At 67.0% G+C, this 25,730-nt stretch carries 23 protein-coding genes and 2 pseudogenes; 14 read left to right on the forward strand and 11 right to left on the reverse strand.

Features of this window, described 5'->3' with window-relative positions; all coding sequences use genetic code 11:
- Positions 1–66: 66 nt before the first annotated feature.
- From smpB to QE379_RS10370, 9 genes and pseudogenes are all read left to right on the forward strand, one after another.
- Positions 67–546 (forward strand): SsrA-binding protein SmpB, encoded by a 480-nt coding sequence (gene smpB, locus QE379_RS10330; RefSeq protein ID WP_007403364.1) that lies wholly within the window; start codon positions 67–69, stop codon positions 544–546.
- Complete coding sequence (locus QE379_RS10335) at positions 546–1,121, forward strand: DUF2062 domain-containing protein (RefSeq protein ID WP_373461766.1); 576 nt, start codon at positions 546–548, stop codon at positions 1,119–1,121. The genes smpB and QE379_RS10335 overlap by 1 nt, the downstream gene beginning before the upstream one ends.
- 95 nt (positions 1,122–1,216) lie before the next feature.
- Complete coding sequence (locus QE379_RS10340; RefSeq protein WP_307000201.1) at positions 1,217–3,274, forward strand: M13 family metallopeptidase; 2,058 nt, start codon at positions 1,217–1,219, stop codon at positions 3,272–3,274.
- A 75-nt stretch (positions 3,275–3,349) separates the two neighbouring features.
- Positions 3,350–5,755, forward strand: a complete 2,406-nt coding sequence (locus QE379_RS10345; RefSeq protein ID WP_307003166.1) for a response regulator — start codon at positions 3,350–3,352, stop codon at positions 5,753–5,755.
- A gap of 43 nt (positions 5,756–5,798) precedes the next feature.
- On the forward strand, positions 5,799–6,149 hold the full coding sequence (locus tag QE379_RS10350) for a response regulator (protein WP_307003167.1): 351 nt from the start codon (positions 5,799–5,801) through the stop codon (positions 6,147–6,149).
- A gap of 199 nt (positions 6,150–6,348) precedes the next feature.
- A pseudogene (ilvD, locus tag QE379_RS10355) lies at positions 6,349–8,074 on the forward strand (dihydroxy-acid dehydratase).
- A complete protein-coding gene (locus QE379_RS10360; protein WP_307000204.1) occupies positions 8,061–8,438 on the forward strand; it encodes a hypothetical protein in 378 nt (125 codons plus the stop codon). The pseudogene ilvD and the gene QE379_RS10360 overlap by 14 nt, the downstream one beginning before the upstream one ends.
- Positions 8,435–9,817, forward strand: a complete 1,383-nt coding sequence (locus tag QE379_RS10365; protein WP_307000207.1) for an NAD(P)H-hydrate dehydratase — start codon at positions 8,435–8,437, stop codon at positions 9,815–9,817. The genes QE379_RS10360 and QE379_RS10365 overlap by 4 nt, the downstream gene beginning before the upstream one ends.
- Before the next feature lie 4 nt (positions 9,818–9,821).
- Positions 9,822–11,018 (forward strand): class I SAM-dependent RNA methyltransferase, encoded by a 1,197-nt coding sequence (locus tag QE379_RS10370; protein WP_307000210.1) that lies wholly within the window; start codon positions 9,822–9,824, stop codon positions 11,016–11,018.
- Here QE379_RS10370 and truA read toward each other — a convergent pair.
- Together truA and fmt are read right to left on the reverse strand one after the other, a co-directional pair.
- A complete protein-coding gene (truA, locus tag QE379_RS10375) occupies positions 11,000–11,749 on the reverse strand; it encodes a tRNA pseudouridine(38-40) synthase TruA (protein WP_307000213.1) in 750 nt (249 codons plus the stop codon). The two genes, QE379_RS10370 and truA, sit on opposite strands and share 19 nt — an antisense overlap.
- Positions 11,746–12,651 carry a methionyl-tRNA formyltransferase gene (gene fmt / locus QE379_RS10380; protein WP_307000217.1) on the reverse strand — a complete coding sequence of 302 codons (906 nt, stop codon included), beginning with the start codon at positions 12,649–12,651 and terminating at the stop codon, positions 11,746–11,748. Before fmt ends, truA begins: the two co-directional genes overlap by 4 nt.
- A 54-nt stretch (positions 12,652–12,705) precedes the next feature.
- On the opposite strand from fmt, the gene recR reads away from it, so the two are divergent.
- The 3 genes from recR to rmuC all read left to right on the forward strand — a co-directional run bounded on the left by recR (position 12,706) and on the right by rmuC (position 15,435).
- Positions 12,706–13,302: a recombination mediator RecR gene (recR, locus tag QE379_RS10385; protein ID WP_307000221.1), complete on the forward strand. Its 597-nt coding sequence runs from the start codon at positions 12,706–12,708 to the stop codon at positions 13,300–13,302.
- Positions 13,303–13,347: 45 nt separating this feature from the next.
- Complete coding sequence (def, locus tag QE379_RS10390) at positions 13,348–13,869, forward strand: peptide deformylase (RefSeq protein WP_307000223.1); 522 nt, start codon at positions 13,348–13,350, stop codon at positions 13,867–13,869.
- A gap of 99 nt (positions 13,870–13,968) precedes the next feature.
- A complete protein-coding gene (rmuC, locus tag QE379_RS10395; protein ID WP_307003168.1) occupies positions 13,969–15,435 on the forward strand; it encodes a DNA recombination protein RmuC in 1,467 nt (488 codons plus the stop codon).
- 305 nt (positions 15,436–15,740) lie between these two features.
- On the opposite strand, the gene QE379_RS10400 is transcribed toward rmuC, so the two are convergent.
- The 7 genes from QE379_RS10400 to QE379_RS10430 are packed head-to-tail and all read right to left on the reverse strand — an operon-like array spanning position 15,741 to position 20,846.
- Positions 15,741–16,553, reverse strand: coding sequence for an RNA methyltransferase (locus QE379_RS10400; protein ID WP_307000226.1), 813 nt, complete (start codon positions 16,551–16,553; stop codon positions 15,741–15,743).
- Positions 16,553–16,825 (reverse strand): HPr family phosphocarrier protein, encoded by a 273-nt coding sequence (locus QE379_RS10405; RefSeq protein WP_307000229.1) that lies wholly within the window; start codon positions 16,823–16,825, stop codon positions 16,553–16,555. The genes QE379_RS10400 and QE379_RS10405 overlap by 1 nt, the downstream gene beginning before the upstream one ends.
- On the reverse strand, positions 16,822–17,229 hold the full coding sequence (locus QE379_RS10410; RefSeq protein ID WP_267432723.1) for a PTS sugar transporter subunit IIA: 408 nt from the start codon (positions 17,227–17,229) through the stop codon (positions 16,822–16,824). The genes QE379_RS10405 and QE379_RS10410 overlap by 4 nt, the downstream gene beginning before the upstream one ends.
- A gap of 18 nt (positions 17,230–17,247) precedes the next feature.
- On the reverse strand, positions 17,248–18,159 hold the full coding sequence (gene rapZ / locus QE379_RS10415; RefSeq protein ID WP_307000232.1) for an RNase adapter RapZ: 912 nt from the start codon (positions 18,157–18,159) through the stop codon (positions 17,248–17,250).
- On the reverse strand, positions 18,159–18,608 hold the full coding sequence (locus QE379_RS10420; RefSeq protein WP_307000234.1) for an HPr kinase/phosphorylase: 450 nt from the start codon (positions 18,606–18,608) through the stop codon (positions 18,159–18,161). The genes rapZ and QE379_RS10420 overlap by 1 nt, the downstream gene beginning before the upstream one ends.
- A complete protein-coding gene (locus QE379_RS10425) occupies positions 18,605–20,170 on the reverse strand; it encodes a stimulus-sensing domain-containing protein (RefSeq protein ID WP_307000236.1) in 1,566 nt (521 codons plus the stop codon). The genes QE379_RS10420 and QE379_RS10425 overlap by 4 nt, the downstream gene beginning before the upstream one ends.
- A complete protein-coding gene (locus tag QE379_RS10430) occupies positions 20,139–20,846 on the reverse strand; it encodes a response regulator transcription factor (RefSeq protein WP_307000237.1) in 708 nt (235 codons plus the stop codon). Before QE379_RS10430 ends, QE379_RS10425 begins: the two co-directional genes overlap by 32 nt.
- Positions 20,847–21,057: 211 nt before the next feature.
- On the opposite strand from QE379_RS10430, the pseudogene QE379_RS10435 reads away from it, so the two are divergent.
- A pseudogene (locus QE379_RS10435) lies at positions 21,058–22,666 on the forward strand (phosphoenolpyruvate carboxykinase).
- Between the two features lie 56 nt (positions 22,667–22,722).
- Here QE379_RS10435 and QE379_RS10440 read toward each other — a convergent pair.
- Together QE379_RS10440 and QE379_RS10445 are read right to left on the reverse strand one after the other, a co-directional pair.
- Positions 22,723–23,169 (reverse strand): NfeD family protein, encoded by a 447-nt coding sequence (locus QE379_RS10440; protein WP_307000239.1) that lies wholly within the window; start codon positions 23,167–23,169, stop codon positions 22,723–22,725.
- Positions 23,166–24,140 (reverse strand): SPFH domain-containing protein, encoded by a 975-nt coding sequence (locus QE379_RS10445; protein ID WP_307000241.1) that lies wholly within the window; start codon positions 24,138–24,140, stop codon positions 23,166–23,168. Before QE379_RS10445 ends, QE379_RS10440 begins: the two co-directional genes overlap by 4 nt.
- Before the next feature lie 125 nt (positions 24,141–24,265).
- On the opposite strand from QE379_RS10445, the gene guaB reads away from it, so the two are divergent.
- Positions 24,266–25,723 (forward strand): IMP dehydrogenase, encoded by a 1,458-nt coding sequence (gene guaB, locus QE379_RS10450; RefSeq protein ID WP_307000243.1) that lies wholly within the window; start codon positions 24,266–24,268, stop codon positions 25,721–25,723.
- The last annotated feature ends 7 nt before the right edge of the window (positions 25,724–25,730 follow it).

Below are 25,730 nucleotides of genomic sequence, written 5' to 3' on the forward strand. Positions count from 1 at the left end.
GGAAACGAGACAAAGGCCGAACAGCGGCTTTTCATGTTCGGTTCGAGCGCCTACATCGGCCCATCCATGCGCCCGAAACCCCAGACATTCGACAAGAAGAAGATCGTCGCCGAGAACCGGCGCGCCCGCTTCGATTATGCCATCGAGACGACCTATGAGGCCGGTATCGCCCTGACCGGGACCGAGGTGAAGTCGCTCCGCTTCGGCGAGGGCTCGATCGCCGAATCCTATGCCGAGGTGCGCGGCGAGGAGGTGTGGCTGGTCAATTCCAACGTGCCCGAATTCAGCCATGGCAACCGCTTCAACCACGAAGCGAAGCGCCCGCGTAAATTGCTCCTTCATGAGCGCGAAATAAACAAGCTGCACGGTGCGGTGGCGCGCGAGGGCATGACCCTGGTGCCACTGATGATCTATTTTAACTCGCGCGGTCGCGCGAAGGTGGAGCTGGCGTTGGCGAAGGGCAAGAAGGCGCACGACAAGCGCGACTCGATCAAGGAACGCGATTGGAAGCGTGAGCAGGGCCGGATCCTGCGCGATCGCGGCTGATGGCCTCGGCCGTGCCCACCCTGTGGGGCCGATCCATGGCCTGGGTCCGGCGCAACATGCCGACCCGCGATTCGATGGAGAAGAACCGGCTGCTCCGGCCGGTCGCGCACCGCGTGCTCGCGCCCGAGCTGTGGCGCTTCACCCGGCGGTCGGTGCCGCGCGGCGTGGCGCTGGGCGTCGTGGCGGGCTTCCTGTTTCCGGTGGCGCAGATCGCCATCGCCGCCGTCTTCGCGCTGCCGTTCCGCGCCAATGTGCCGGTCGCGGCGCTGACCACCTTCATCACCAATCCGCTGACCACGCCGATCCTGTGGTTGATCGCCTATCGCATCGGCACCTTCCTGCTCCGCAGCGAGACGCCGCTCAACACCCAGCCCGTGGCCGAGGCGGCGACCGGCTGGCTGCAATGGGCGTTCAGCGCCTTTCACTGGTTGTGGGAGCAGGGCCCGGCCTTCGGCCTGGGCCTCTGCGTCCTGACCGGCGGATGCGCGGTGGTCGGCTATGCGGCCTCGGCGCTCGGCTGGCGGCTGTGGATCGGGCGCAAGTGGCGTAACCGCCCGAGATCGCCTGCGATTTGATAGCGGTATCGCGCTTCGACGCGTGTTTCTAACGGTTTGACTGGGCGTATCGGCTCGCTACAACAGCGTCATCCATCTCCTTTTCGGGAATTCCGATGCGCTCTCTGCTGATCGCCGCACTCCTCACGACCGCCATTTCCCCCGCCATCGCCCAAACGAAGAACCCGGTCGACAAGGCCGCCGTCGGTCCGGTCAAGCCCAATGCCAAGAACGGCCCGGAGATCGGGGACTTCGGCTTCGACATGGCCGGTCGCGATACCGCGGTGAAGCCGGGCGACGACTTTTTCGATTATTCCAACGGCACCTGGTACAGGGCGACGACGATCCCCGCCGACCGCTCATCCTATGGCATGTTCCACGTCCTTCAGGACCGCTCGCTGGAGCAGACCCGCACCATCCTGGATGACGCGGCAAAGCAGCCGGGGAACAAGGCCGGCGACTTCTATGCCAGCTTCATGGACGAGGCGGCGGTCAATGCGAAGGGTGTGACCCCGGTCAAGCCCTGGCTCGACCAGCTTCGCGCGACCAGGGATCGCGACGCGCTGGCGATCGAAATCGCCAAGCTTCAGCGGCAGGGCGTCGGTTCGCCCTTCGGTGTCTATATCGGCCAGGACGACAAGGCGCCCGACACCTATATTCCCAATTTCGGCCAGAGCGGCCTGGGCCTGCCTGATCGCGACTATTATCTGAAGGACGACGCCAAGCTGGCGACGATCCGCACCGCCTATCAGGCCTATCTCGCCCGGATGCTGACGCTGGCGGGCGAACAGAATGCCGAGGCGCGCGCCGCCGCCGTGTTCAACTTCGAAAAGGCGCTGGCGAATGTCCACTGGACCCGGATCGAAAGCCGCGACGCGGACAAGACCTATAACAAGTGGCTGGCGGCGGACTTCACCGCCAAGGCGCCGGGCTTTCCCTGGGCGCGATATATGGAGACGCTGGGCGTCGCGGGCCGTCCGGCCTATCTGGTGTCGCAGCCCAGCGCGATCACCGGCGAGGCCAAGATTTACAGCGAAACGCCGCTGAACGTCCTTCAGGATTATGCGATGCTCAAGGTGCTGCGCAGCTATGCCAGCTATCTGTCGAGCGATTTCGACAAGACCAACTTCGCCTTTTACGGCACCACCCTGTCGGGCACGCCGCAGCAGCAGGCCCGGTGGAAGCGCGGCGTGGGCCTGGTTTCCGAAGGGCTGGGCGAGGAAGTCGGCAAGCAATATGTCGCCAAATATTTCCCGCCGGAATCGAAGGCCGCCGCCGACGCGCTGGTCAAGAACCTGATCGCGGCGATGGGCGACCGGCTGCGCAATCTGGAATGGATGGCGCCCGAGACCAAGCAGAAGGCGCTGGCGAAGCTCGCCGCCTTCACCCCCAAGATCGGCTATCCCGACAAGTGGAAGGATTATTCCGCGCTGACCATCCAGCGCGGCGATCTGGTCGGCAATGTCGCCCGCGCCAATGCCTTCGAGTTCCAGCGTGACCTGAACAAGCTGGGCCAGCCGATCGATCGCGGCGAATGGTTCATGACGCCGATGACGATCAACGCCTATGCCAACCCGCCGATGAACGAGATCGTGTTCCCGGCGGCGATCCTCCAGCCGCCCTTCTTCGACCCGAAGGCCGATCCGGCGGTGAACTATGGCGGTATCGGCGCGGTGATCGGGCATGAGATCAGCCATCACTTCGACGATCAGGGCCGCAAATATGATGCGACCGGCAAGCTGACCGACTGGTGGACCGAGCAGGACGTGGCGCGGTTCAAGACCTTTACCGATGCGCTGGTGAAGCAATATGACGCGTACGAGCCGCTGCCCGGCCAGCATGTCCAGGGCGGCCTGACGCTGGGCGAGAATATCGCCGATCTGGCGGGGCTGACGGTGGCGCTCGATGCCTATCACAAGTCGCTGGGCGGCAAGCCCGCACCGGTGATCGACGGCACGACCGGCGACCAGCGCTTCTATTATGGCTGGGCGCAGGTGTGGCGGACCAAGTGGCGCGAACCCGCGCTGCAACAGGCTCTGCTGTCCGATCCGCACTCGCCGGGGCATCAGCGGGTGCTGACGGTCCGCAACCTCGATCCCTGGTATGCCGCCTTCAAGGTCCAGCCGACCGACAAGATGGCGCTGACCCCCGAGCAACGCGTGCGGATCTGGTAAAGTCCTGTCGGGAGACGCGTTCGGGCGCAGGATCGCGCTTGACCCATGCCGGGTCGCCGGATGAAGAGTTTCATCATGGCGATCGCGTCTCCCGAAAGATTTACCCCGGTCCGTATCGCGGGCCTCGTCTCGTTGGTGAGCGGGGTGGGGGCGGCGTCGCTGCTGTTCCTGGCGATCGGCAACTGGATCGTCGCGGCGGGATTTCTGGCCGCCGCGCTGCTCGCCTTCGGGCTGATCCTCGTCTGGCGCATCCTGACCCCCAGGGTCGAGCAGACGCGGCGGAGCGTCGACTGGGATTTCGCGCGGGTCGTTGCCGATGCCAGCCATGATGCGATCGCGGTGACCGACCGGGCCGGGCGGCTGGTCTGCGCCAACGACGCCTATGCCTCGCTCTTCCCGATGATGCCGACGCCGCCCGGCGTGCCGCTGGATGCGCCCTCGGTCGAGGCGCTGGCCCAGGCGGGGCGGGCGGCGTGGCGCGACGGGCTGGGCCGGGCGGACCGGATCGCGGTGATGGGGACCGAATTGTCGGTGCTGGTGACGCGCGCGGGCGACGAGGCCGACTTGCTCGTCTGGCGTTTCGCGGTCGCGCAGGAACAGGATCTGGCCGAAACGGTCGAGCGGCTGATCGGCGGTATCCAGGGCGACCGGCTGGGCGCGGCGGGGATCATGGCGGCGCTGATCGCCCCCGATGGCCGGGTGCGTGCCGCCAACCGCGTGCTGTGCGCCCGCGCCATGGGCGGCGAGATGATGTCGATCGTCGGCCGCGACTTCGCGACCTTCCTGATGCACGATCCCGGCGGTCAGGTCCGCTTCGCTGCCGAACTCGGCAAGGGCGATGGGCGTCGCTTGCGCATCCTGCAAATCCCCTTCGTCGAGGGGGAGGGCGCGCCGATGCTGGTCGTGCTGCTCGACGAGGAGGAGCAGCTCGTGGCTCCCGCCGGGGCCAGTGCGGGCAGCCATGTGCGGGGGCTCGTCTCGCTGATGCCCTTCGGCATCGCCCTGGTCGATCGGGACGGGCGCTTCATCCAGATGAACTCCGCCTTCATGCGCGCCGCCGGGGTGAAGGGAACGACCCCGCCGCTCTATCCCGGCGATCTGGTGGTGCGCGAGGACAAGGCGGCGGTCGCCGATGCGATCCGGCGCTTCGCCGGGGGCGCGACCCACAGCGCCGACATGGCCGTCCGCCTGAAGGACCATCCCGAGGAGCCGGTGGCGCTGACCATCGCGGGCGCGCGGGGGCTGGGCGATGCGGCGGTGTTGCTGAGCCTCAAGGACAATTCGGAGGAGAGCCGCCTGAAGCGCGAAGTGGCGCAGGCGACCAAGATGCAGGCGGTCGGCCAGCTCGCGGGGGGCGTCGCGCACGACTTCAACAATATCCTGACCGCGATCATCGGGCATTGCGACCTGATGCTGATGCGCCATGCGCCCGGCGACAGCGACTATGACGATATCCAGCAGATCCGCACCAATTCAAACCGTGCGGCCAGCCTGACGCGGCAGTTGCTGGCCTTCTCACGGCAACAGACGCTGCGCCCCCAGATCCTGCAACTGCCCGATGTCGTCTCCGAGGTATCGAACCTGCTCAAGCGACTGCTTGGCGAGCGGGTGCGGCTGGATGTCACCCATGGCCGCAATCTGGGGCCGGTGCGCGCCGATCCGGGGCAGCTGGAGCAGGTCGTCGTCAATCTGGCGGTCAATGCGCGCGACGCGATCCTGGAGAACGAGCCGGCGGGCGGTGGCATCCTGACCATCCAGACGCGGGCGGTGTCGATGGCGGATGCGCGCGCGCTGAACAACGACATCCTGCCCGCCGCCGATTACACCGCACTGATCATCAGCGACAACGGGACGGGCATTCCGCCTGAAATCCTGCCCAAGATTTTCGAGCCCTTCTTCACCACGAAGGAACTGGGCAAGGGCACCGGGCTGGGCCTGTCGACCGTCTATGGCATCATCAAACAGTCGGGCGGCTATATCTTCGCCGACTCGCCGCCGGGTGGGGGTGCGAAATTCTCGATATACCTGCCCGTCCATGCCGCGCCCGCCATGCCGACCGCCAAGGCGATCCCGGAAAAACCGGCGGCGCGCGCGACCACGCCATGGGGGTCGGGCACCATATTGCTGGTCGAGGATGAGGATATGGTCCGCGCCGTCGCCGAGCGGGCCTTGTCGCGCCAGGGTTATACGGTGATCGCGGCGGAAAATGGCGAAGCGGCGCTGGAGATGCTCGACAAGCATGGCAAGCCCGACCTGCTGATCTCCGACGTGGTGATGCCGACGATGGACGGCCCGACCATGGTCGGCCTCGTCCGCAAACGCTATCCCGACCTCGCCGTGCTGTTCATGTCGGGCTATGCCGAGGAGCAGCTTCGCAAGTCGATCACGCTGCCCAATGTCGGCTTCCTGCCCAAGCCCTTCTCGGTCCAGCAACTGGCCGAGGCGACGCAGGCCGCGCTCTCGCGGGACGGCGGATCGTAACAAGCGGCTGGCGGATGGCGCAAAGCATGATATGGCGGTGCCGATGACAGAGCCCGTGCAGATCCTCATCGTCGAGGACGAACCCCTTATCGCCATGATGCTCGAGGATTTCCTGGACGTCCTCGACAAACAGGTCGCGGGCACCGTCGACAGCGTCGATGACGCGCTGGCCCGGGTGGCTCAGGGCGGTATCGACGCGGCCATCCTCGACGTCAACCTGCGCGGCGGCCAGAAGAGCACCCCGGTCGCCGAAGCGTTGGCGGAACGCGGCGTACCCTTCGTCTTCGCCACCGGCGGATCGGATGAATCGGTCGACGAACGCTTTCGTGACCGCCCGCGCCTGCAAAAGCCGTTCACCATGGACGGCGTGGCCAAGGCGCTGGGTTCCCTCTAAAAAATCCTCCCCATCATCGATGGGGAGGGGGACCGCCGCGAAGCGGTGGTGGAGGGGCGTCGCCACAAAGGGCTCCGCTGAGGAAGCCCCCTTTGCCAAACCTTCGGTCCGTTACCCCCTTGCCGGGGAGGACCGCCGAAGCCCGTCACGATGAAATTTGCTTGCGTCAAAGGCCCGTCTCGCGACATAGGCCTGCGTCATGACACGCCAATTCGACAAGTCCCGCCTGCCGTCCCGCCACGTTTCCGTGGGCCCGGAGCGTGCGCCGCACCGCAGCTATTATTATGCCATGGGTATCCAGGAAGAGGATATCGCCAAGCCCTTCGTCGCGCTGGCGAGTGCGGGCAACAATTCCGCGCCCTGCAACACGACGCTGGATGCGCAGGCCGATGCCGCGCAGGGCGGGGTGATCCGGGGCGGCGGCATGCCGCGCCGCTTCAACACCATCACCGTGACCGACGGCATCGCCATGGGCCATCAGGGCATGAAGTCCTCGCTGGTCAGCCGCGAGGTCATCGCCGATTCGGTCGAACTGTCGGTGCGCGGCCATTGCTATGACGCGCTGGTCGGCTTTGCGGGGTGCGACAAGTCGCTGCCCGGCATGATGATGGCGATGCTGCGCCTGAACGTGCCGTCGATCTTCGTCTATGGCGGCTCGATCCTGCCCGGTCGGCATCAGGACCGACCGCGACGTTACCGTGGTCGACGTGTTCGAGGCGGTGGGCCAGCATGCGGCGGGCAATTGTCCGCTCCACGACCTGATCGCGCTGGAAAAGGTCGCCTGCCCCGGTCACGGCGCGTGCGGGGGCCAGTTCACCGCCAACACCATGGCGTGCGTCGGCGAGGCGATCGGCCTGTCGCTGCCCAACAGCAACATGATGCCCGCGCCTTTCCTCGATCGCCACGGCATCGCCGAGGCGGCGGGCGAGCAGGTGATGGAGCTGGTCGCGCGCAACCTGCGCCCGCGTGACATCTGCACTCGCCAAGCCTTTGAAAACGCAGCGCGTGTCGTGGCGGCGACGGGGGGCTCGACCAATGCGGGGCTTCACCTGCCCGCGATGGCGAACGAGGCGGGAATCGACTTCGACCTGTTCGACGTGGCCGAGATCTTCAAGACCACCCCCTATATCGCCGACCTGAAGCCCGGTGGCCGCTATGTCGCCAAGGACATGTACGAGGCGGGCGGCGTCTATATGCTGATGAAGACGCTGTTGGCAGGCGGCTTCCTGCACGGCGACTGCATGACTGTCACCGGCAAGACGCTGGCCGAGAATATCGACGAGATCACCTGGAACCCCGACCAGAAGGTCATCTATGACGTGAAGACGCCGCTGTCGCCGACCGGCGGCGTGGTGGGTCTTCGCGGCAGCCTCGCGCCCGAGGGGGCGATCGTGAAGGTGGCGGGCATGAAGCGCCTCCAGTTCGAGGGCGTCGCCCGCGTCTTCGATTGCGAGGAAGAGGCCTTCGCCGCCGTCGAGGCGCGCGACATCGCCGAGGGTTCGGTCATCATCATCCGCTATGAAGGGCCCAAGGGCGGCCCCGGCATGCGCGAGATGCTGTCGACCACCGCCGCGCTTTATGGACAGGGGCTGGGCGAGAAGGTCGCGCTCATCACCGATGGCCGTTTCTCGGGTGCCACGCGCGGCTTCTGCATCGGCCATGTCGGCCCCGAGGCGGCGGATTGCGGCCCGATCGCGCTGGTCGAGAATGGCGATCTCATCCGCATCGATGCCGAAGCCGGGACGATCGACCTGGAAGTCGAACCCTCGGTGCTGGACGAGCGCCGCGCCCGCTGGACCCCGCGCGTGAACGATTACCAGTCGGGCGTGTTGTGGCGCTATGCCCAGAATGTCGGCCCCGCGCATCAGGGCGCGGTTACCCATCCCGGCGCCAAGTGCGAGCGCCATGTCTATGCGGATATCTGATCCCCGCTGGCTGGCCGGTGCCCTGACGCTGGCCGGCTGTTCGGGTGGGCAGGGGGCGGAGCAGTCCGACACCCCTGCCGCTGCCGAAAAACCCGGCCTGCCGATCGATTGCGCGCTGGCGGGGGCTCAGGCCTTTCGCCGCGACTGCACGGTCGAGCAGTCCGCGGCGGGGGCGGGCGTGATCCTGACGCTGCGCCATGCCGATGGCGGCTTCCGGCGGCTGCGGGTGACGCAGGACGGGCACGGCGTCGCCAGTGCCGACGGCGCACTGCCCGCCCAGGTCGCCCTTGCGGGCGGCGATCAGATCGAGGTTCGGGTCGGCGACGACCGATACCGCCTGCCCGCGACGGTCGGCACACGATGATCCCGATCGATGGCGCGCCTGTCCTGACCGCTGCACAGATGCGCGCGGCGGAAGGCCAGGCCATGGCCGGGGGCGTATCCGAGGCGGAACTGATGCAGCGCGCCGCGGAAGGAATCGCCCGCGCGGTCGCGCTGCTGGCGGCGGGGCGTGAGACGCTGATCTTGTGCGGTCTCGGAAATAATGGCGGCGACGGCTATATCGCGGCGGCGGCGTTGCGGCGGCAAGGCTTGAGTGTCCGTATCGCAGCGCCAGGCGAGCCGCGCAGCGACGGCGCGCGTCGTGCCAGGGCGGCCTGGAACGGTACCGTCGAAGCCATGGCCGATGCCGAACCCGCGCCCGTGCTGGTGGACGCGGTGTTCGGGACCGGCCTTTCGCGCGCTCCCGATGCGGCGGTTCAGGCGGCCTTGCGCCGATTGGCGTCGGCGGCGTGGCTGCGCATCGCGGTCGATCTGCCGAGCGGGATAGCCAGCGACGATGGCACGCCGTTGGGCAATGTGCCGGGCTTCGACGTGACGCTGGCGCTGGGCGCGGTCAAACCCTCTCATCTGCTCCAACCCGCCGCCGCGCTGATGGGGCAGGTCCGGTTGATCGAGATCGGCGTCGCGGCAGATACGAAAATCCGCGTGATGAAGCGGCCCGATCTGCCTCAGCCCGACGCCACGTCGCATAAATATAGTCGCGGGATGGTCGCGATCGTGGGGGGCAGCATGTCGGGCGCATCCGAGCTGGCGGCGATGGCGGCATTGCGCGCCGGGGCGGGCTATGTCCTGCATCTGTCGTCCGATCCGCCGAGTGGCTCGGCGCGTCCGCATGCCGTCGTCCGCCGGGCCTATGCCCCCGATGCGCTGGGCGAGGATCGGATCGGTGCGGTGGTGATCGGCCCCGGGCTGGGCCGGGATGAGGGTGCACGGGATCGGCTGGAAACTGCGCTGGCGAGCGGACGGCCTCTGGTGATCGACGGCGATGCGCTGCGGCTGGTCGATATCGAGACGCTGCACCGGCATGACGGCCCCAAAATCCTTACCCCCCATGGCGGTGAGTTCGCGCATCTGTTCGGCGAGATGCCCGAGGGCAAGCTGGCTGCCACCCTGCGCGCCGCCGAGCGCAGCGGGGCGGTCGTCGTCCATAAGGGCGCCGATACCGTCATCGCCGCCCCCGATGGTCGCGCGATCCTCTGCCCCGAGGCGAGCCCCTGGCTATCGACCGCCGGGACCGGCGATGTGCTGGCCGGGGCGGTCGGCGCGATGCTGGCGGCGGGGATGGAGCCGTTCGCGGCGGCGGAGGCGGGGGTGTGGCTCCATGCGCAGGCGGCGCGGGCCTGCGGTGCCGCTTTCATCGCGGACGACTTGGCAGAAGCGCTTTCCGCCGTCAGAGGCTGATCGCATGAACGATATCATCATCCGCGTCGCCGCCCGAGGCGACGGCGTGACCGAAAATGGGCGACATGCCGCTTTTGCCGCGCCCGGCGATACCCTGTCGGCGGACGGCGCGGTCATTCCCGGCCCGCATCACCAGACGCCGCCTTGCAGCCATTTCCCCCGCTGCGGCGGATGTCAGCTTCAGCATCTGGACGACGAAAGCTATGCGGGCTTCGTCACCGACCGCATCGCTGCCGCGCTGGACGCGCAAGGGTTGACCGCGCCGCTTCGCCCCGCGCATCTCTCCCCGCCGCGCAGTCGCAGGCGCGCGACGCTGCATGCCGAGGCCAAGGGGGGGCGCGTGCTGATTGGCTTTTCCGAGGAGAAGAGCCACGCGATCGTCGATATCGCCGAATGCCATATTCTCGATCCCCAACTGTTCGCGCTGGTCGCACCCTTGCGGGGGTTGTTGCAGCGTCTGGGGTTCAAGCGGCGGGGTGATGTTCATCTGGCGCTGGCGGATCAGGGCGCGGACGTGCTCGTCACCAATTTCTCGCCCGATGGGCTGGAAGCGGCGGAGACGATCATCGGCTTTTGCGAGCGGCACGGCGTCGCGCGCTTCTCGGTCGATGACGGGCTGGGTGCGGAGACGCGGTGGGAGCCGGAGCCGGTGACCATCACCCTGGGCGGAGTCGCCGTTCCCCTTCCGCCCGGTGCGTTCCTTCAGGCGACGCCGGATGGCGAGGCGGCCTTGGTCGCCGCCGTGCGCGAAGCGGTGGGCCAGCCACGCACCACCGCCGATCTGTTCGCGGGGCTGGGCACATTCGCGCTCGCGCTGCCGGGCAAGGTCTATGCGGCGGAGGGCGCGCGCGACGCGATCCTGTCGCTGAAGGGGGCGGCCAATGCGCAGCACCGCCCGGTCTTCGCCGAGCATCGCGACCTGTATCGTCGCCCGCTCACCAAGGCGGAGTTGGACCGGTTCGACGCGATCGTCCTCGACCCGCCGCGTGCGGGGGCGCGGGATCAGGTGGATGCGCTGGCCAGCGCCGATGTCCGCGCTGTCGCCTATGTCTCGTGCAACCCGGCGAGCTTCGCCCGCGATGCCAAGGCGATGGTCGATCAGGGCTGGCAACTGCAATGGGTGCAGCCGGTGGGGCAGTTCCGCTGGTCGACCCATGTCGAACTGGCGGCCAGCTTCGTGCGTCAGCCCGCGTCCGGGTAATCCGCCGCCACGAAGAACAGCCCGTCGGACGGCGCATTGAGCCCCAGTTGCGCGCGGTCGCGCGCCGCCAGCGCCGCCGCGACATCGTCGGGCGACCAGCGGCCCATGCCGACCAGCGCGAGGCATCCGACCATCGACCGCACCTGATGATGCAGGAAGGAGCGGGCGGCGGCGCGGATATAAAGGCGCGCGCCGTCCCGCTCGACCGACAACAGGTCCAGCGTCCGCACCGGGCTGTCCGCCTGGCAATGGACCGAGCGGAAGGTGGTGAAGTCGTGCCGCCCGACCAGATGCGCAGCGGCCTGAGCCATCGCGGCCTCGTCCAGCGGCTGAGGCACCTGCCATGCCAGCCCCGCCTCGAAGGTCAGCGGCGCGCGGCGGTTGACGATGCGATATTCATAGGACCGGCGGATGCACGAGAAGCGCGCGTGCCAGTCGTCCGCGACCTCGACACAATCCAGCACTGCCACCGGCGCAGGCCGGGCGCGGGCGTTGATCGCCTCCATCAGCCGAAAGGGCGCGATCGGCTTGGCGATATCGACATGCGCGCGCATCGCCAGCCCATGGACCCCCGCATCGGTCCGGCCCGCCGCATGGACGGCGGTCCGCTCGCCCGTCACGGCATGGATCGCGTCCTCCAGCGTCTGCTGCACGCTGGGTCCGTGCGACTGGCGTTGCCAGCCCATGAAGGGCCGCCCGTCATATTCCACCGTCAGGGCGAAGCGCGTCAAAGCCGGGTGCCCGCCGGGATCGGAAAGCCGCGCAGCAGATCCTCCGCGCTCGACACGCCGCGCCCGGCACGCTGGACGGTGACGGGGCGGATCGCACCGTCGCCACAGGCGATGGCCAACCGGTCGTCCAGCACCTCACCAGCGGGGCCCGCCCCGTCCTCGACCTCGGCGGACAAGACCTTGATGCGTTCCCCCTGATATTCCAGCCACGCGCCGGGGGCGGGGTGGAAGGCGCGGACCTGTCGCTCCAGTTCGACCGCGCTTCGGGTAAAGTCGAACCGTGTTTCGGCCTTGTCGATCTTGCTGGCATAGGTGACGCCCTCGACCGGCTGGGGGCGGGGCGGATAGCGTTCCGGATCGGCGAGCACACGGACCATCAGTTCGGCTCCCATGGCGGCGAGTTCTTCGGTCAGTTCACCGGTGGTCTTGCGCCCGATCGGGGTCGATCCCTCCAGCCGCACCGGACCGGTGTCGAGCCCCGCCTCCATCTGCATGATCCCGACGCCGGTCACCGCATCGCCCGCCAGGATCGCCCGCTGGATCGGCGCCGCGCCACGCCATCGGGGCAACAGCGAGCCATGGACGTTCAGGCACCCCAGGCGCGGCGCGGCCAGGATCGGCGGGGGCAGGATCAGGCCATAGGCCGCCACGACCGCGACATCGGCCCCGAAAGCCGCAAAACGCTCCTGTTCCTCGGATGAGCGCAGGCTGACCGGGGTCAGGACCGGAATGCCCAGCGCCTCCGCCGCCTGCTGCACGGGCGACGCCACCAATTGCCGCCCGCGTCGCCCGCCGGGGCGTGGCGGTTGGCTATAGCTGGCGACGATCTCGTGCCCGGCCCGTGCCAGCGCTTCCAGAACCGGGACGGCGAAGCCCGGCGTACCCATGAAGATGATCCGCATGGCGCATGTCTCTCTTCGCTGGCGGGATGGCGCGCAACCCCCTATCTGTTCGTCATGGCATCCCCCGAGATCGAGGCGCTGACCCAGGCGCTGGCGCGTATTCCCGGCCTTGGCCCCCGATCGGCCCGACGCGCGGTTCTGCACCTGCTCAAGAAGCGCGAGGCGGCGTTGACCCCGTTGCTGACGGCGCTGGCGGCGGTGGAGGAGCGGCTGGAAACCTGTGCCGTATGCGGCAATATCGACACCGCCAATCCTTGCGCCATCTGTGTCGATCCCCGGCGCGACGCGGGCGCGCTGTGCGTCGTCGAGGAGGTGGCCGACCTGTGGGCGCTGGAGCGGTCGCGGCTGTTTCCGGGGCGCTTCCATGTGCTGGGCGGACGGTTGTCGGCTCTCGAGGGCATCCGGCCCGAGGATCTGGCGATCGACGCGCTGGTCCGCCGGATCGAGGAGGGCGGGATCGACGAGGTCGTGCTCGCCATGAACGCCACGCTGGAGGGGCAGACCACCGCGCATTACATCGCCGAGCGGATCGAGCGTTTTCCGGTCCGGGTGACCCAGCTGGCGCATGGCCTGCCGGTCGGGGGCGAACTCGACTATCTGGACGAGGGGACGCTGGCACAGGCGCTGCGGGCGCGGCGTCCGGTGGTCTGATGCGCCGTCTTGACGGTCCACGGCCCGCACCGTAGCGAAACCGTCATGGCCATTCTTCCGATCGTCGAAGTTCCCGACCCCCGCCTGCGTCTCGTCTCCAAGCCCGTGGAGGCGGTCGATGACTCGATCCGTCAGCTCGTCACCGACATGATCGACACCATGTACGACGCGCACGGCATCGGGCTGGCCGCGATCCAGGTGGGCGTCGACAAGCGCGTGCTGGTCATCGATCTTCAGGAGGAAGAGGATGAGGAGGGCAAACCGGTCAAGAACCCGCGCGCCTATATCAACCCCGAAATCCTGTCGGTCAGCGAAGAGCTATCAACCTATAACGAGGGCTGCCTGTCGATCCCCGAGCAATATGCCGAGGTGAAGCGCCCGGCCAAGTGCCAGGTCAAGTGGCTGGACGAAAAGGGCGAGGCGCATGAGGCCGAGCTGGACGGCCTGCTCGCCACCTGTATGCAGCATGAGATCGACCATCTGAACGGCGTGCTGTTCATCGATCATGTCAGCCGGTTGAAGCGCGACATGCTGATGCGCAAGCTGACCAAGCTGCGCAAGGGCTGATCCCGGCCCGCATAAATCGGGCGGGGTCGATTGACCCTGTTCGATGCCCATCGTTCGTTCTATGTTCCGACCTGTCCTTGGTTCTGACAGGTTTACATGATGCCCGAATTGATCGTCGTCGCGCTTCTGGCGCTCCTGGTCGGGGGGCTGGCCGGTTGGCTGGCTGCAAAGCGTGCCGCCGATAGCCTCGCCGCCGAACTGGCCACTGCAAAGGCTCGCGCGGCGGAGGTCGATCCGCTGCGAGCCGCCCGCGATGTCGCCGAACGCGACAAGAGCGAGGCGCTACAGGCACTGGCCGAACTACGCGGTCGCGCCGCCGATCTGGACGTGATCCGGGCGGCGCGCGACGCGGTGGAGGCGGAGCGCAACGCCGCACTGCGTGAGCTGGCGGAATTGCAGGCGCGCGCGCAGGAACGCGAGGCGGCGCATGCCCTGACGCTGGAGGCGCTGGGCAAGGCGCGCGAACAGATCAACACGCAATTCGGCGAAGCGGCGGCGCGCGCACTGGAAGTCGCGCAGCGCCAGTTCCTCGAACGTGCCGAGGCGCGGTTCCGCCAGTCGGAGGAGGCGTCGGGGCAGTCGCTCAAGGCACTGCTCGACCCGGTCCACCAGCGGCTGCAACGCTATGAGGAGGGTGTGCGCAAGGTCGAGGACGAACGCCGCGACGCCTTTGGGGAGTTGAAGGGCCAGATCGAGGCGATGCGGATCGGGCAGGAGCGCGTCTCGGGCGAGGCGGCCAAACTGGTCAACGCACTGCGCAACGCCCCCAAGGCGCGAGGACGCTGGGGCGAACAGCAGCTTCGCAACGTGCTGGAAAGCTGCGGCCTGTCCGAACATGCCGATTTCCAGACCGAGGTCAGCGTGGCGGATGGCGAGGGCGGGCGGCTCCGCCCCGATGCGATCGTGCGCGTGCCGGGCGGCAAGGCGCTGGTTATCGATGCCAAGGTGTCGCTCAACGATTATCAGGACGCCTTCGGCGCGGTCGATGAGGTCGAACGGCTGGCGGGTCTGTCACGCCACGCCGCCGCGATGCGCGCGCATGTCAACGGCCTGGGCAACAAGAGCTATTGGAATCAGTTCGACGACGCGCCCGACTATGTCATCATGTTCGTGCCGGGCGAGCATTTCCTGTCGGCGGCGCTGGAGCATGATCCGACCCTGTGGGACTTCGCGTTCGACAAGCGGGTGCTGCTGGCGACCCCGACCAACCTGATCGCCATCGCCCGCACGGTCGCGGCGGTGTGGCGGCAGGAAAAGCTGGCGCAGGAAGCCCGGCAGATCGGTGCGCTTGGCAAGGAGCTTTACGCACGGCTCGCGGTGATGGGCGGCCATGTGTCGAAACTGGGCAAGAATCTCGACACCGCGATGACGGCCTACAACGCCTTTGTCGGCAGTCTGGAGAGCCAGGTGCTCACCAGCGCGCGGCGGTTCGAGGCCCTGAACATCGACACCGGCGGCAAGAGCATCGAACAGCCCCCTATCGGCGAACAGGCGACACGCCCGCTGACCAAGCTGATGCCGGTCGCGGAATTGACGGACGGCGGCGAGGGGGCGGACGTTTCCTGACCTTCGTCAATGGTTCGGGGGGCTCGGGCTCGCGATGGCGACCGCCGATCGCAACGAGCAAAGTCGAAGGGCATGAGATTGCGCTCGCGGTTAGGGCGCGGCGTGGCCTTCGACTTCGCTCAGGCTGAACGGGGGGATGGTTTCAGGCGCCTTTGCGTCGCTTGATCGCCACATTCAGAGTGCCCCCGCACTCCCGAACCTCCGTTCGCACTGAGCGAAGTCGAAGTGCACGGAGTCGCGCTCGCAACTAAGGCGTGGCGCGGCCTTCGGCTTCGCTCAGACCGAACGGAAGCCCAAAACGGCGGTCACCCCGCCTTTGCGCCACCTTGCTGGGCCAGCACTTCATAGGCCATCACCGCCGTCGCGACCGCAGCGTTCAGGCTGTCCGCCTTGCCGAGCATCGGAATCTTGACCAGCGTATCGCAGGCGGCGGCATAGTCGTCCGGCATCCCTTGCGCCTCGTTACCGGTCAGCAGGAAGGTCGGAGCCGAATAACGCGCCGTGCGGTAATCCGAATCGGTGTCGAGGCTCAGGCCGACCAATTGCCCCGGCCCCTGGCGCAGCCAGTCGAGGAAAGCCTGCCATTCACAACGCACGATCGGCACGGTGAACAGCGCCCCCATGCTGGCGCGCACCGCCTCGACCGAGAAGGGGTCGACGCATTCGCCGATCAGGATCAGGCCGCCCGCGCCGACCGCATCCCCGGTGCGCAATATGGTCCCCAGATTGCCCGGATCGCGTAAGCGTTCGGCCACCAGCCAGATGCCCGAGGACGACCGGTCGAGCGCGTCGAGCGTGACCGCGAGTTCCTCGAACACCCCGACGACCGCCTGCGGATTGTCCTTGCCGGACAGCTTGGACAGGATGTCGGGCGTCGTCTCGATCGCCTCGCCCTCCGACGCTTCGACCGCGTCGATCAGTTCGCGCACTAGCGGATGGCCCGCTGACGGCTTGGCATAGAAGAGCAAGGTGGGCAGACGCCCCGTCTCACGCGCTTCGGTCAGGATGCGCAGCCCCTCGGCGAGGAACTGGCGCGACTGCTTGCGGTGGCGCTTGTCGCGCAGGTCGCGGGCCCACTTGATCAGCGGGTTGGAATAAGCGGTAATCTCGCGGGGCATCAGTCTTCGCCGAACTTCGCTTCCACGAGCGCGACCAGCGCCTCGATTGTCTCACCGGCGCCGTCGCCTTCGGCGCTGATCGTGATGGTGTCGCCCATCGCGGCGCCCAGCATCATCAGGCCCATGATCGAGGTGCCCGTCACCATGCTGCCATCCTTGCCGACCCGCACTTCGCAGGGCTGGCTGGAGGCGAGGGTGACGAACTTGGCGCTGGCGCGGGCATGAAGGCCGCGGCGGTTGGTGATGAGGACGGTCCGCGTCTGCTCCGTCATGCGGCGGCCTCGCCCAGCACCTCGGAGGCGACCGAGATATATTTGCGCCCCGCCTCGCGCGCGGCGGCGACGGCATCGACCACCTGCATCGACTTGCGCGCCGAACCCAGGCGGATCAGCATCGGCAGGTTCATCCCCGCGATCACCTCGACCCGGCCCCGTTCCATCAGCGAGATGGCGAGGTTGGAGGGGGTGCCGCCGAACAGGTCGGTCAGCACGATCACGCCGCGCCCCGCATCGACCGTGCCGATGGCGGCGGCGATGTCGGCGCGGCGTTCCTCCATATCGTCCTCGGGCCCGATCGCGATGGTCGCGATCCGTTCCTGTGGGCCGACCACATGAATCATCGCGGTCACGAACTCATCGGCGAGCCGCCCGTGCGTCACCAGAACCAGACCGATCATGTCAGACACGCATATCCATCATTGCTTGGCCGGCCCGGCTTCCAGTGAGTCTTTCGGCACGGCACTCAAATCACGATGTACCACCGTGGGGGAAAAACCGTCCCGGCGCAACCGTCCCGCGATCCGTTCGGCGACATGGACGGAGCGGTGTCTCCCTCCGGTACACCCGATCGCGATGGTGATATAGGACTTGCCCGAGGCGATGTAGCGGGGGACCAGCGTTTCCAGCAACGTCTCGATCTGGCCGAGCGAAGTCTCATAGGCCGGGTCGTGCCGGATATAGTCGATCACGCCTTGGTCCCGCCCGGTGCCGGGGCGCAATTCGGCGGACCAGTGGGGATTGCGCAGGAAGCGCATGTCGAACACCAGATCGGCATTGCGCGGCAGCCCCTTGGAAAAGCCGAAGGACATGACGGTCAGCACAGGCTCGCTCAGCCCTTCGACCGCGTAGTTGGCGCGGATCCACTGGCCCAGATCGTTGCTGGTCATGTTGGTCGTGTCCAGCAGCCGGTCGGCCATGTCGCGCAAGGGAGCGAGCAGGGTGCGCTCATGCGCGATCCCGTCATCGGCGGCGCGGTCCATCGCCAGCGGATGGCGGTGGCGCGTCTCGGCATAACGGCGCTTCAGTTCCTCACCGCCGCAATTGAGGAACAGCGTCTCGATCGCCAGACTGGGGCTCTCGTTCAGGCGGCGGATGCTCTGGGCGATGTGCTCGGGCGCGAAGTCGCGAGTGCGCACGCCGATGCTGATCGCAAGCGGGCGGTTCTTGCCCTCCATGCCGCGCGGCGGTGCGGCTTCCAGCAGACCGTCGAGCAGGAAGAGCGGCAGGTTGTCGACCACCTCCCACCCCAGATCCTCCAGCGTCTTCAGCGTGGTGGAGGTGCCGGCGCCGGACATGCCGGTGACCAACAATATGCGTTTGCGATCCATCACGGACGGTCCTTGTGACGCTTGGCCAGTAATTCGACCTTGATCGGGGCCGAAGCGGGGAAGGGGTTCAGCCTGTAGAGCGGAAGTGTGACGCCCGCGATGACCCTTTCGGCGGGCTCGGGCAAGCGGTCTTCGGCCTCGGCGCTCAGGTCGATCACGAAGGATATGGTGGTCGCACGGCGATGCGCCAAGGTGATGATCCCGACGCCGCGAACCTCGATCAGTCCGGCGATCGTATCCGGGACGGTCGCGTGAAGGCGTCCGTTCAGAGCATCGACCCGGACATAGTCGTCGCCGACCAGGATTGCCCCCCGATCGATGAGACGCAGGGCAAGATCCGACTTGCCCGCGCCCGATCGTCCGCACAGCAACAGCCCGACATCGCCGATCGCGATGCAGGTCGCGTGGACCAGTTCGCCCGCTCCGGCGGATGGCGCGTCCCCGATCACAGGACGGGGGCGAGCGGCAGGCGGACGACGAAGCGCGCGCCGCTCAACCGGTCTTCGCGCGATTCGACATGAATGCGGCCCTGATGCGCCTCGACGATGGTGCGCGCGATGGCCAGGCCCAGCCCCGAATGCTGGCCGAACCCTTCCGAACTGGGGCGGATCGAATGGAAGCGGCGGAAGATCGCTTCACGCGCGTCTTTCGGAACGCCGGGGCCTTCATCCTCGACCCGGACGACCAGATCGTCCTGTTCGCGAGACAGGCTGATTGCGACGACCGCTTCGTCGGGGGAAAAGGACAGGGCGTTGGAGATCAGATTCTCGAACACCCGCTCCAGCCGCGCGCCCTCGCCCGTGATGATCGCTGGGCCGGGTTCGGTGGCGTCGAAGCGCAGGCGGATGCCACGCTCGACCCCACGCGCCTCGCGCTGGTCGATCAGCCCGGCGAGCAGGGCGTGGAGATCGACCGGATCGAACTTGGCGCGGCTCAACTGCGCGTCCAGCCGCGAGGCATCGGATATGTCGGTGATCAGCCGGTCGAGCCGACGCACATCGTCGCGGACGATCGCCAGCAACTGCGCCTGGAGATCGGGGTCGTGGACCGTCTCCAGCGTATCGACGGCGGAGCGGAGCGAGGCGAGGGGGTTCTTGAGCTCATGTGTGACGTCGGCGGCGAAGGCCTCGGTCGCGTCGATCCGGGCGCGCAGGGCCAGGCTCATGTCCGACAGCGCGCGGGCGAGCATCCCCAGTTCGTCGCGACGATCCGGCAGGCGGGGCACCACGACCTCGCGTGCGCGCCCCAGACGAACGCGGACGGCGGCGCGCGCCAGTCGCCGCAACGGACGGACGATGGTACGCGCGAGGAACAGCGACAACAGCACCGAGATCAGCGCGACCAGCGCGAGGAGGACGCTCAACCGGAACCGCTCGATCCGCACCGTCTCGGTGATGAAGCGCGCATTCTCGGTCGCCATGATCGCGCCGCCGCTGGGCAGGGGTGCGGCGGCGGTGATGACGGGGGTGCGATCGGGCGCGCGCCAGACCGAGGCGGAGATACCCCCTTGGCGGGCCGCGCGGACATCGGGCCATTCCGCGCCTTCGCGCCGCTCGCGGTAGAGCGGGGGGCGGGCGGCGCCGACCACCGTATCGATCCCGGCGTCGAGGAAGCGCGCGATCGACTGCCCCAGGTCCTGTTTGTCGGGATCGCGCAGCACGACGTTGCGGATACCCAGCGCACGGCTGTCCCCGACCAGTCGTCCGGCCGCGTCGAACAGCCGGACCCGCGCGCCCGTATCCCGCGCCAGCCGCGTGACCAGCCGGTCGCGCTCCTCGCTCCGCACCGAGGTCAGCGCCTCGCCCATCAGGCGAACCTCACGCAACGACTGGGCGACGCGATTGTCGAGCAGTCTCGCGCGGTAGGAGTCGAGATAGAAGAAGCCACCGGCGAGCAACAACAGTGCGAAAATGTTGATCGCCAGAATCCGCTGGGTCAGCGAAATCTGGCCCGACCAGCGCAACGCCAGGTCGGGGGCTTCACTCCTCGGAGAATCGGTAGCCGGCGCCATAGAGCGTCTCGATGGCGTCGAATTCGGGGTCTGCCTGTCGGAACTTGCGGCGCAGACGCTTGATATGGCTGTCGATCGTGCGGTCGTCGACATAGATGTCGTCCTGATAGGCCGCGTCCATCAACTGGTTGCGGGTGCGCACGATGCCGGGGCGCTGGGCCAGCGTCTCCAGGATCAGGAATTCGGTGACGGTCAGGGTGACGGGCTCGCCTTTCCACGTCACCCGGTGCCGTGCCGGGTCCATCGCCAGCGCGCCACGGGTCAGCGGCCCCTGCGCGTCGGCGGCGGGCGTTCCCTGCGGCGTCCCGACATATTCCGACCGGCGCAGGATCGCGCGGATGCGCGCGATCAGCAGCCGCTGTGAGAAGGGCTTGGCGATATAATCGTCCGCGCCCATCGCCAGGCCCAGCGCCTCGTCCAGTTCGTCATCCTTGCTGGTCAGGAAAATCACCGGAATCTGGCTCTTCTCACGCAGCCGGCGCAGCAGCTCCAGCCCGTCCATGCGCGGCATCTTGATATCGAAGATGGCCAGATCGGGCGGATTGTCGATCAGCGCCTTCAGCGCCGCTTCGCCATCGGCATAGATTCGCGTGACGAACCCTTCCGCCTGAAGCGCGATCGATACGGATGTCAGGATGTTACGGTCGTCGTCGACCAGCGCGATCGTCGCCGTCATGCGATCAACCCCAGACCATTGTCGTGCGAAGGAACCGCCATGCGCCTCGGTTAAGCCAAAGCGGGACACGGCTCAACCGTCTTTGCACATCCGCCTGTTTGACGTGTTAAACAAACGCGCTATGGATCGTGCAACGCATACGTATTCGCATGCGGTGAGAAACGGTGGCCGGTCCATCGCGGTCGGCGCCCTGGGGAACGAGGAAGCTCTTATGAACGAACGGATTCCGGAAATCGGTTTGCAGGCGCAGGGGATCGAGACCCGTGCCACGCTCCACTGGAACCTGGTCACCGCGCGGCTGATCGAAACCGCCGTGGCGCGTGGTGAGGGCAAGCTGTCGGCGGACGGCCCGCTGGTGGTCGAGACGGGCGAGCACACCGGGCGTTCGGCGCAGGACAAGTTCATGGTCCGCGACGACGAGACCCGCGACACCGTCTGGTGGGGCAAGACCAACAAGCCGATGAGCCCCGACGACTTCGCCGCGCTCAAGGCCGATTTCTTCGCCGCGCTCGGCCAGAAGGAAAATCTGTTCGTCCAGGATCTCTATGGCGGATCGCAGCCCGAGCACCGGGTGCGCGTGCGCGTCATCAACGAACTGGCCTGGCATAATCTGTTCATCCGCACGATGCTGGTCCGCCCGGAAGAGCATGAACTGCGCAAGTTCGTCGCCGACTATACGATCATCGACCTGCCCAGCTTCCGCGCCGACCCCGCACGTCATGGCTGTCGTTCCTCGACCGTCATCGCGGTCAACATGACCGAGAAGCTGATCCTGATCGGCGGCACCCGCTATGCGGGCGAGATGAAGAAGTCGGTCTTCGGCCTGCTCAACTATCTTCTGCCGACGACGGGCGTGATGCCGATGCACTGTTCGGCCAATATGGGCGCGGACGGATCGACGGCGGTGTTCTTCGGCCTGTCGGGCACCGGCAAGACGACGCTGTCGGCGGATGCCAGCCGTACGCTGATCGGTGACGACGAGCATGGGGTGGTCGGACACGGCGGTCTTCAATTTCGAGGGCGGCTGCTATGCCAAGATGATCCGCCTGTCGCCCGAGGCGGAGCCGGAAATCTTCGCGACGACCAAGCGGTTCGGCACGGTGCTGGAGAATGTGGTCATGGACCCGGTCACGCGCCAGCTCGACCTGAACGACAACAGCCTGGCCGAGAACAGCCGGGGGGCGTACCCGATCGACTTCATCCCCAATGCGTCGAAGGACAATATGGGGGGCGTGCCGCGCAACATCGTGATGCTGACCGCCGACGCCTATGGTATCCTGCCGCCGATCGCGAAGCTGACCCCCGAACAGGCGATGTACCATTTCCTGTCGGGCTATACCGCGCGTGTCGCGGGCACCGAGATCGGCGTGACCGAGCCGGATGCGACCTTCTCGACCTGCTTCGGTGCGCCGTTCATGCCACGCCACCCTTCCGTCTATGGCAATCTGCTGAAGGAGCGGATCGCGAAGGGCGGCGTGGATTGCTGGCTGGTCAATACCGGCTGGACCGGCGGCAAGTACGGCGTGGGCAACCGGATGCCGATCAAGGCGACGCGCGCGCTGCTCAACGCCGCGCTCGACGGCAGCCTGAACCAGGTCGAGTTCCGCATCGATCCGAATTTCGGTTTCCAGGTGCCGGTTGCGGTGCCGGGCGTCGATCCGGCGATCCTGAACCCGCGCGATACCTGGGCCGACAAGGGCGCCTATGACGCGACGGCGGCTAAGCTGGTCGATCTGTTCAACGAGAACTTCCAGCAGTTCGCAAGCCATGTCGACGAAGGCGTTCGGGCGGCGGCACCGAAGGTGACGGTGGCGGCGTAATTTGTCGTGGGGGAGGGCGCTTGTGGTGGGCGTCCTCCCTTGGCCCACCGCCAGCCTCAGTCTAAAGGCTCGACCAACAAAACCCCGCCATCGATATGCGCGACGCGCAACCGGGTTCCGCTTTCCGCGTCCGGCCCACGCACCGGCCACTCGCTATCGCCCAACCGCGCCCGACCCTCGCCCCCGACGATCGGCGTCGTGACGGTAACGACCTGCCCCCGCAGTCGCAGGGCGGGCGCATTCAAGACCGGCGCGTCGCTTTCCACCGGAAAATCCCGATACCAGCGCCGCCCGATCACCACGCAAACGACGCTCCACGCCGCGAAATCGGCGAGTTGCAGTCCGATCGGCAGGTCCGGCAGCGCCCATGTGGTCAGCGCCGTCACCCCCGCGGCGACGGCAAGGAAGATCAGGAATACCCCCGGCACCAGCAGCTCGGCGATACCGAGCGCCAGGCCCGCTGCCAGCCACAATGCGGCAGGGTCGAGTTCTCCGATCGTCACGACGGCGACTGGTCGAACGGCCCCGGCTTGGTGGTGACGCGCGGGGTGGCGGTGTCAGACTTGTTATTGCCAAGCGCTTCCTTGGCCAGTTCGCCGATCCCGCCCAGCGTGCCGATCAACTGGGTCGCCTCGACCGGGAACAGGATCGTCTTGGCATTGGGGCTGGTCGCGAACTTGCCGACCGCCTCGACATATTTCTGCGCGATGAAATAGTTGATCGCCTGCGTCCCGCCCGACTCGATCGCCTCGGACACGACGCGGGTCGCCTTGGCTTCGGCCTCGGCGGCGCGTTCGCGGGCTTCGGAGTCGCGATAGGCCGACTCGCGGCGACCCTCGGCTTCCAGAATGCGCGCCTGCTTCTGCCCCTCGGCGCGCAGAATCTCCGACGCGCGCGAGCCTTCCGCCTCCAGAATATTGGCGCGTTTCTCGCGTTCGGCCTTCATCTGGCGGGCCATGGCGTTGACGATGTCGACCGGCGGACGGATGTCCTTGATTTCGACGCGGGTGATCTTCACGCCCCAGGGAGTCGTCGCGTGATCGACCACATTGAGCAGCCGCGCATTGATCTCGTCGCGCTTGGATAGGGTTTCATCCAGATCCATCGATCCCATGACGGTGCGCAAATTGGTGGTGACGAGGTTCAACAAGGCGACATACAGGTCCGACACCTCATAGGCCGCCTTGGGCGCGTCCAGCACCTGGAAGAAGACGACCCCGTCGGTGGAGATCATCGCATTGTCCTTGGTGATGATTTCCTGCCCCGGAATATCGATCACCTGCTCCATCATGTTCACCTTGCGCCCCACGCGGTAGAAAAAGGCGGGGTAGAAGTTGAAACCGGGGATGGCGGTGCCGGTATAGCGGCCGAAATGCTCGATCGTGTACTGGTAACCCTGGCGGACGATCTTGATCGACATCATCAGGTACATCAGCACCAGCAGGACCGCGAGTGCGGCGATGATCAGGCCCATGAACGGCTCCCCCATATCTGTCTGATCGGCATTCTAGCATGGCGGTGCAGCAAGGGCCTAGCGGGAACGGCTTGCTTTGGTTACATGGCCCGCCACTTGTTCCCTCCGCAGGATTTGGCAGCCCCATGGATATCCGCCTCGGCCTCACCTTCGACGACGTGCTCCTCGTGCCCCAGGAGTCCGACGTTCTGCCGAGCACCGCCGACACGCGCACGCAACTCACCCGCTCGATCGCGCTCAACATCCCCGTCCTGTCGGCGGCGATGGATACCGTGACCGAGGCCGACATGGCGATCGTCATGGCGCAGCTTGGCGGCATGGGCGTGCTGCACCGCAACCTCACGCTCGAACAGCAGGTCGCCGCTGTCCGCCAGGTCAAGCGGTTCGAGAGCGGCATGGTGGTCAACCCGATCACCATCTCGCCCACCGCGACGCTCGCCGAGGCGCAGGCGCTGATGGCGCGCCACCGGATCAGCGGCATTCCCGTCGTCGAGTTCGACGGGCGTCTGGTCGGCATCCTGACCAACCGCGATGTGCGCTTCGCCGAGAACCCGCAACAGCCCGTCTCCGAACTGATGACGCATGAGGACCTGGCGACCGTCAAGGTGGGCGTCGGCCAGGACGAAGCGCGCCGCCTGCTCCATGGGCGGCGGATCGAGAAGCTGCTGGTCGTGGATGAAAGCTATCGCTGCGTCGGCCTGATCACCGTCAAGGATATCGAGAAGGCGGTCACCTATCCGTCGGCGACCAAGGACGCCGCCGGTCGCCTGCGCGTCGCCGCTGCCTCGACCGTCGGCGAGAAGGGCTTCGAGCGGACCCGCGCCCTGATCGAGGCGGAGGTGGACTGCGTCATCATCGACACCGCCCATGGCCACAACCGCGACGTGGCCCGTGCGGTCGAGGCGGCCAAGAAGCTGTCCGACACGGTTCAGGTGATCGCGGGCAACGTCGCCACGGCGGCGGCCACCCGCGCGCTGATCGATGCGGGCGCGGATGCGGTGAAGGTCGGCATCGGGCCGGGCTCGATCTGCACCACCCGCGTCGTTGCGGGCGTCGGCGTGCCGCAGTTGACCGCCGTGATGGACTGCGCCGAGGAAGGCTGGAAGTCGGGCGTGCCGGTGATCGCCGATGGCGGCCTGCGCACCTCGGGCGATCTCGCCAAGGCGCTGGCGGCGGGCGCTGGCGCCTGCATGGTCGGCTCGCTGCTGGCGGGCACCGAGGAAGCGCCGGGCGAGACGTTCCTGTATCAAGGTCGTGCTTATAAATCCTATCGTGGCATGGGTTCGGTCGGCGCGATGGGTCGGGGTTCGGCGGATCGTTATTTCCAGGGCGATATCAAGGACCAGATGAAGCTGGTGCCCGAGGGCATCGAGGGTCAGGTCGCCTATAAGGGCCCGGCGCGCGACGTGATCCACCAGCTTGTCGGCGGTATCAAGGCGGCGATGGGCTATACCGGTTCGGCGACGCTCAAGGACCTCCGCGAGCGGGCGCAGTTCGTCCAGATCACGGGGGCAGGCCTGAAGGAAAGCCATGTCCATGACGTGACGATCACGCGGGAAGCTCCCAATTACCCGACCCGCTGACCTGAAG

The sequence above is a fragment of the Sphingomonas sp. SORGH_AS_0879 genome, from assembly GCF_030819175.1.
Lineage (GTDB): Bacteria > Pseudomonadota > Alphaproteobacteria > Sphingomonadales > Sphingomonadaceae > Sphingomonas.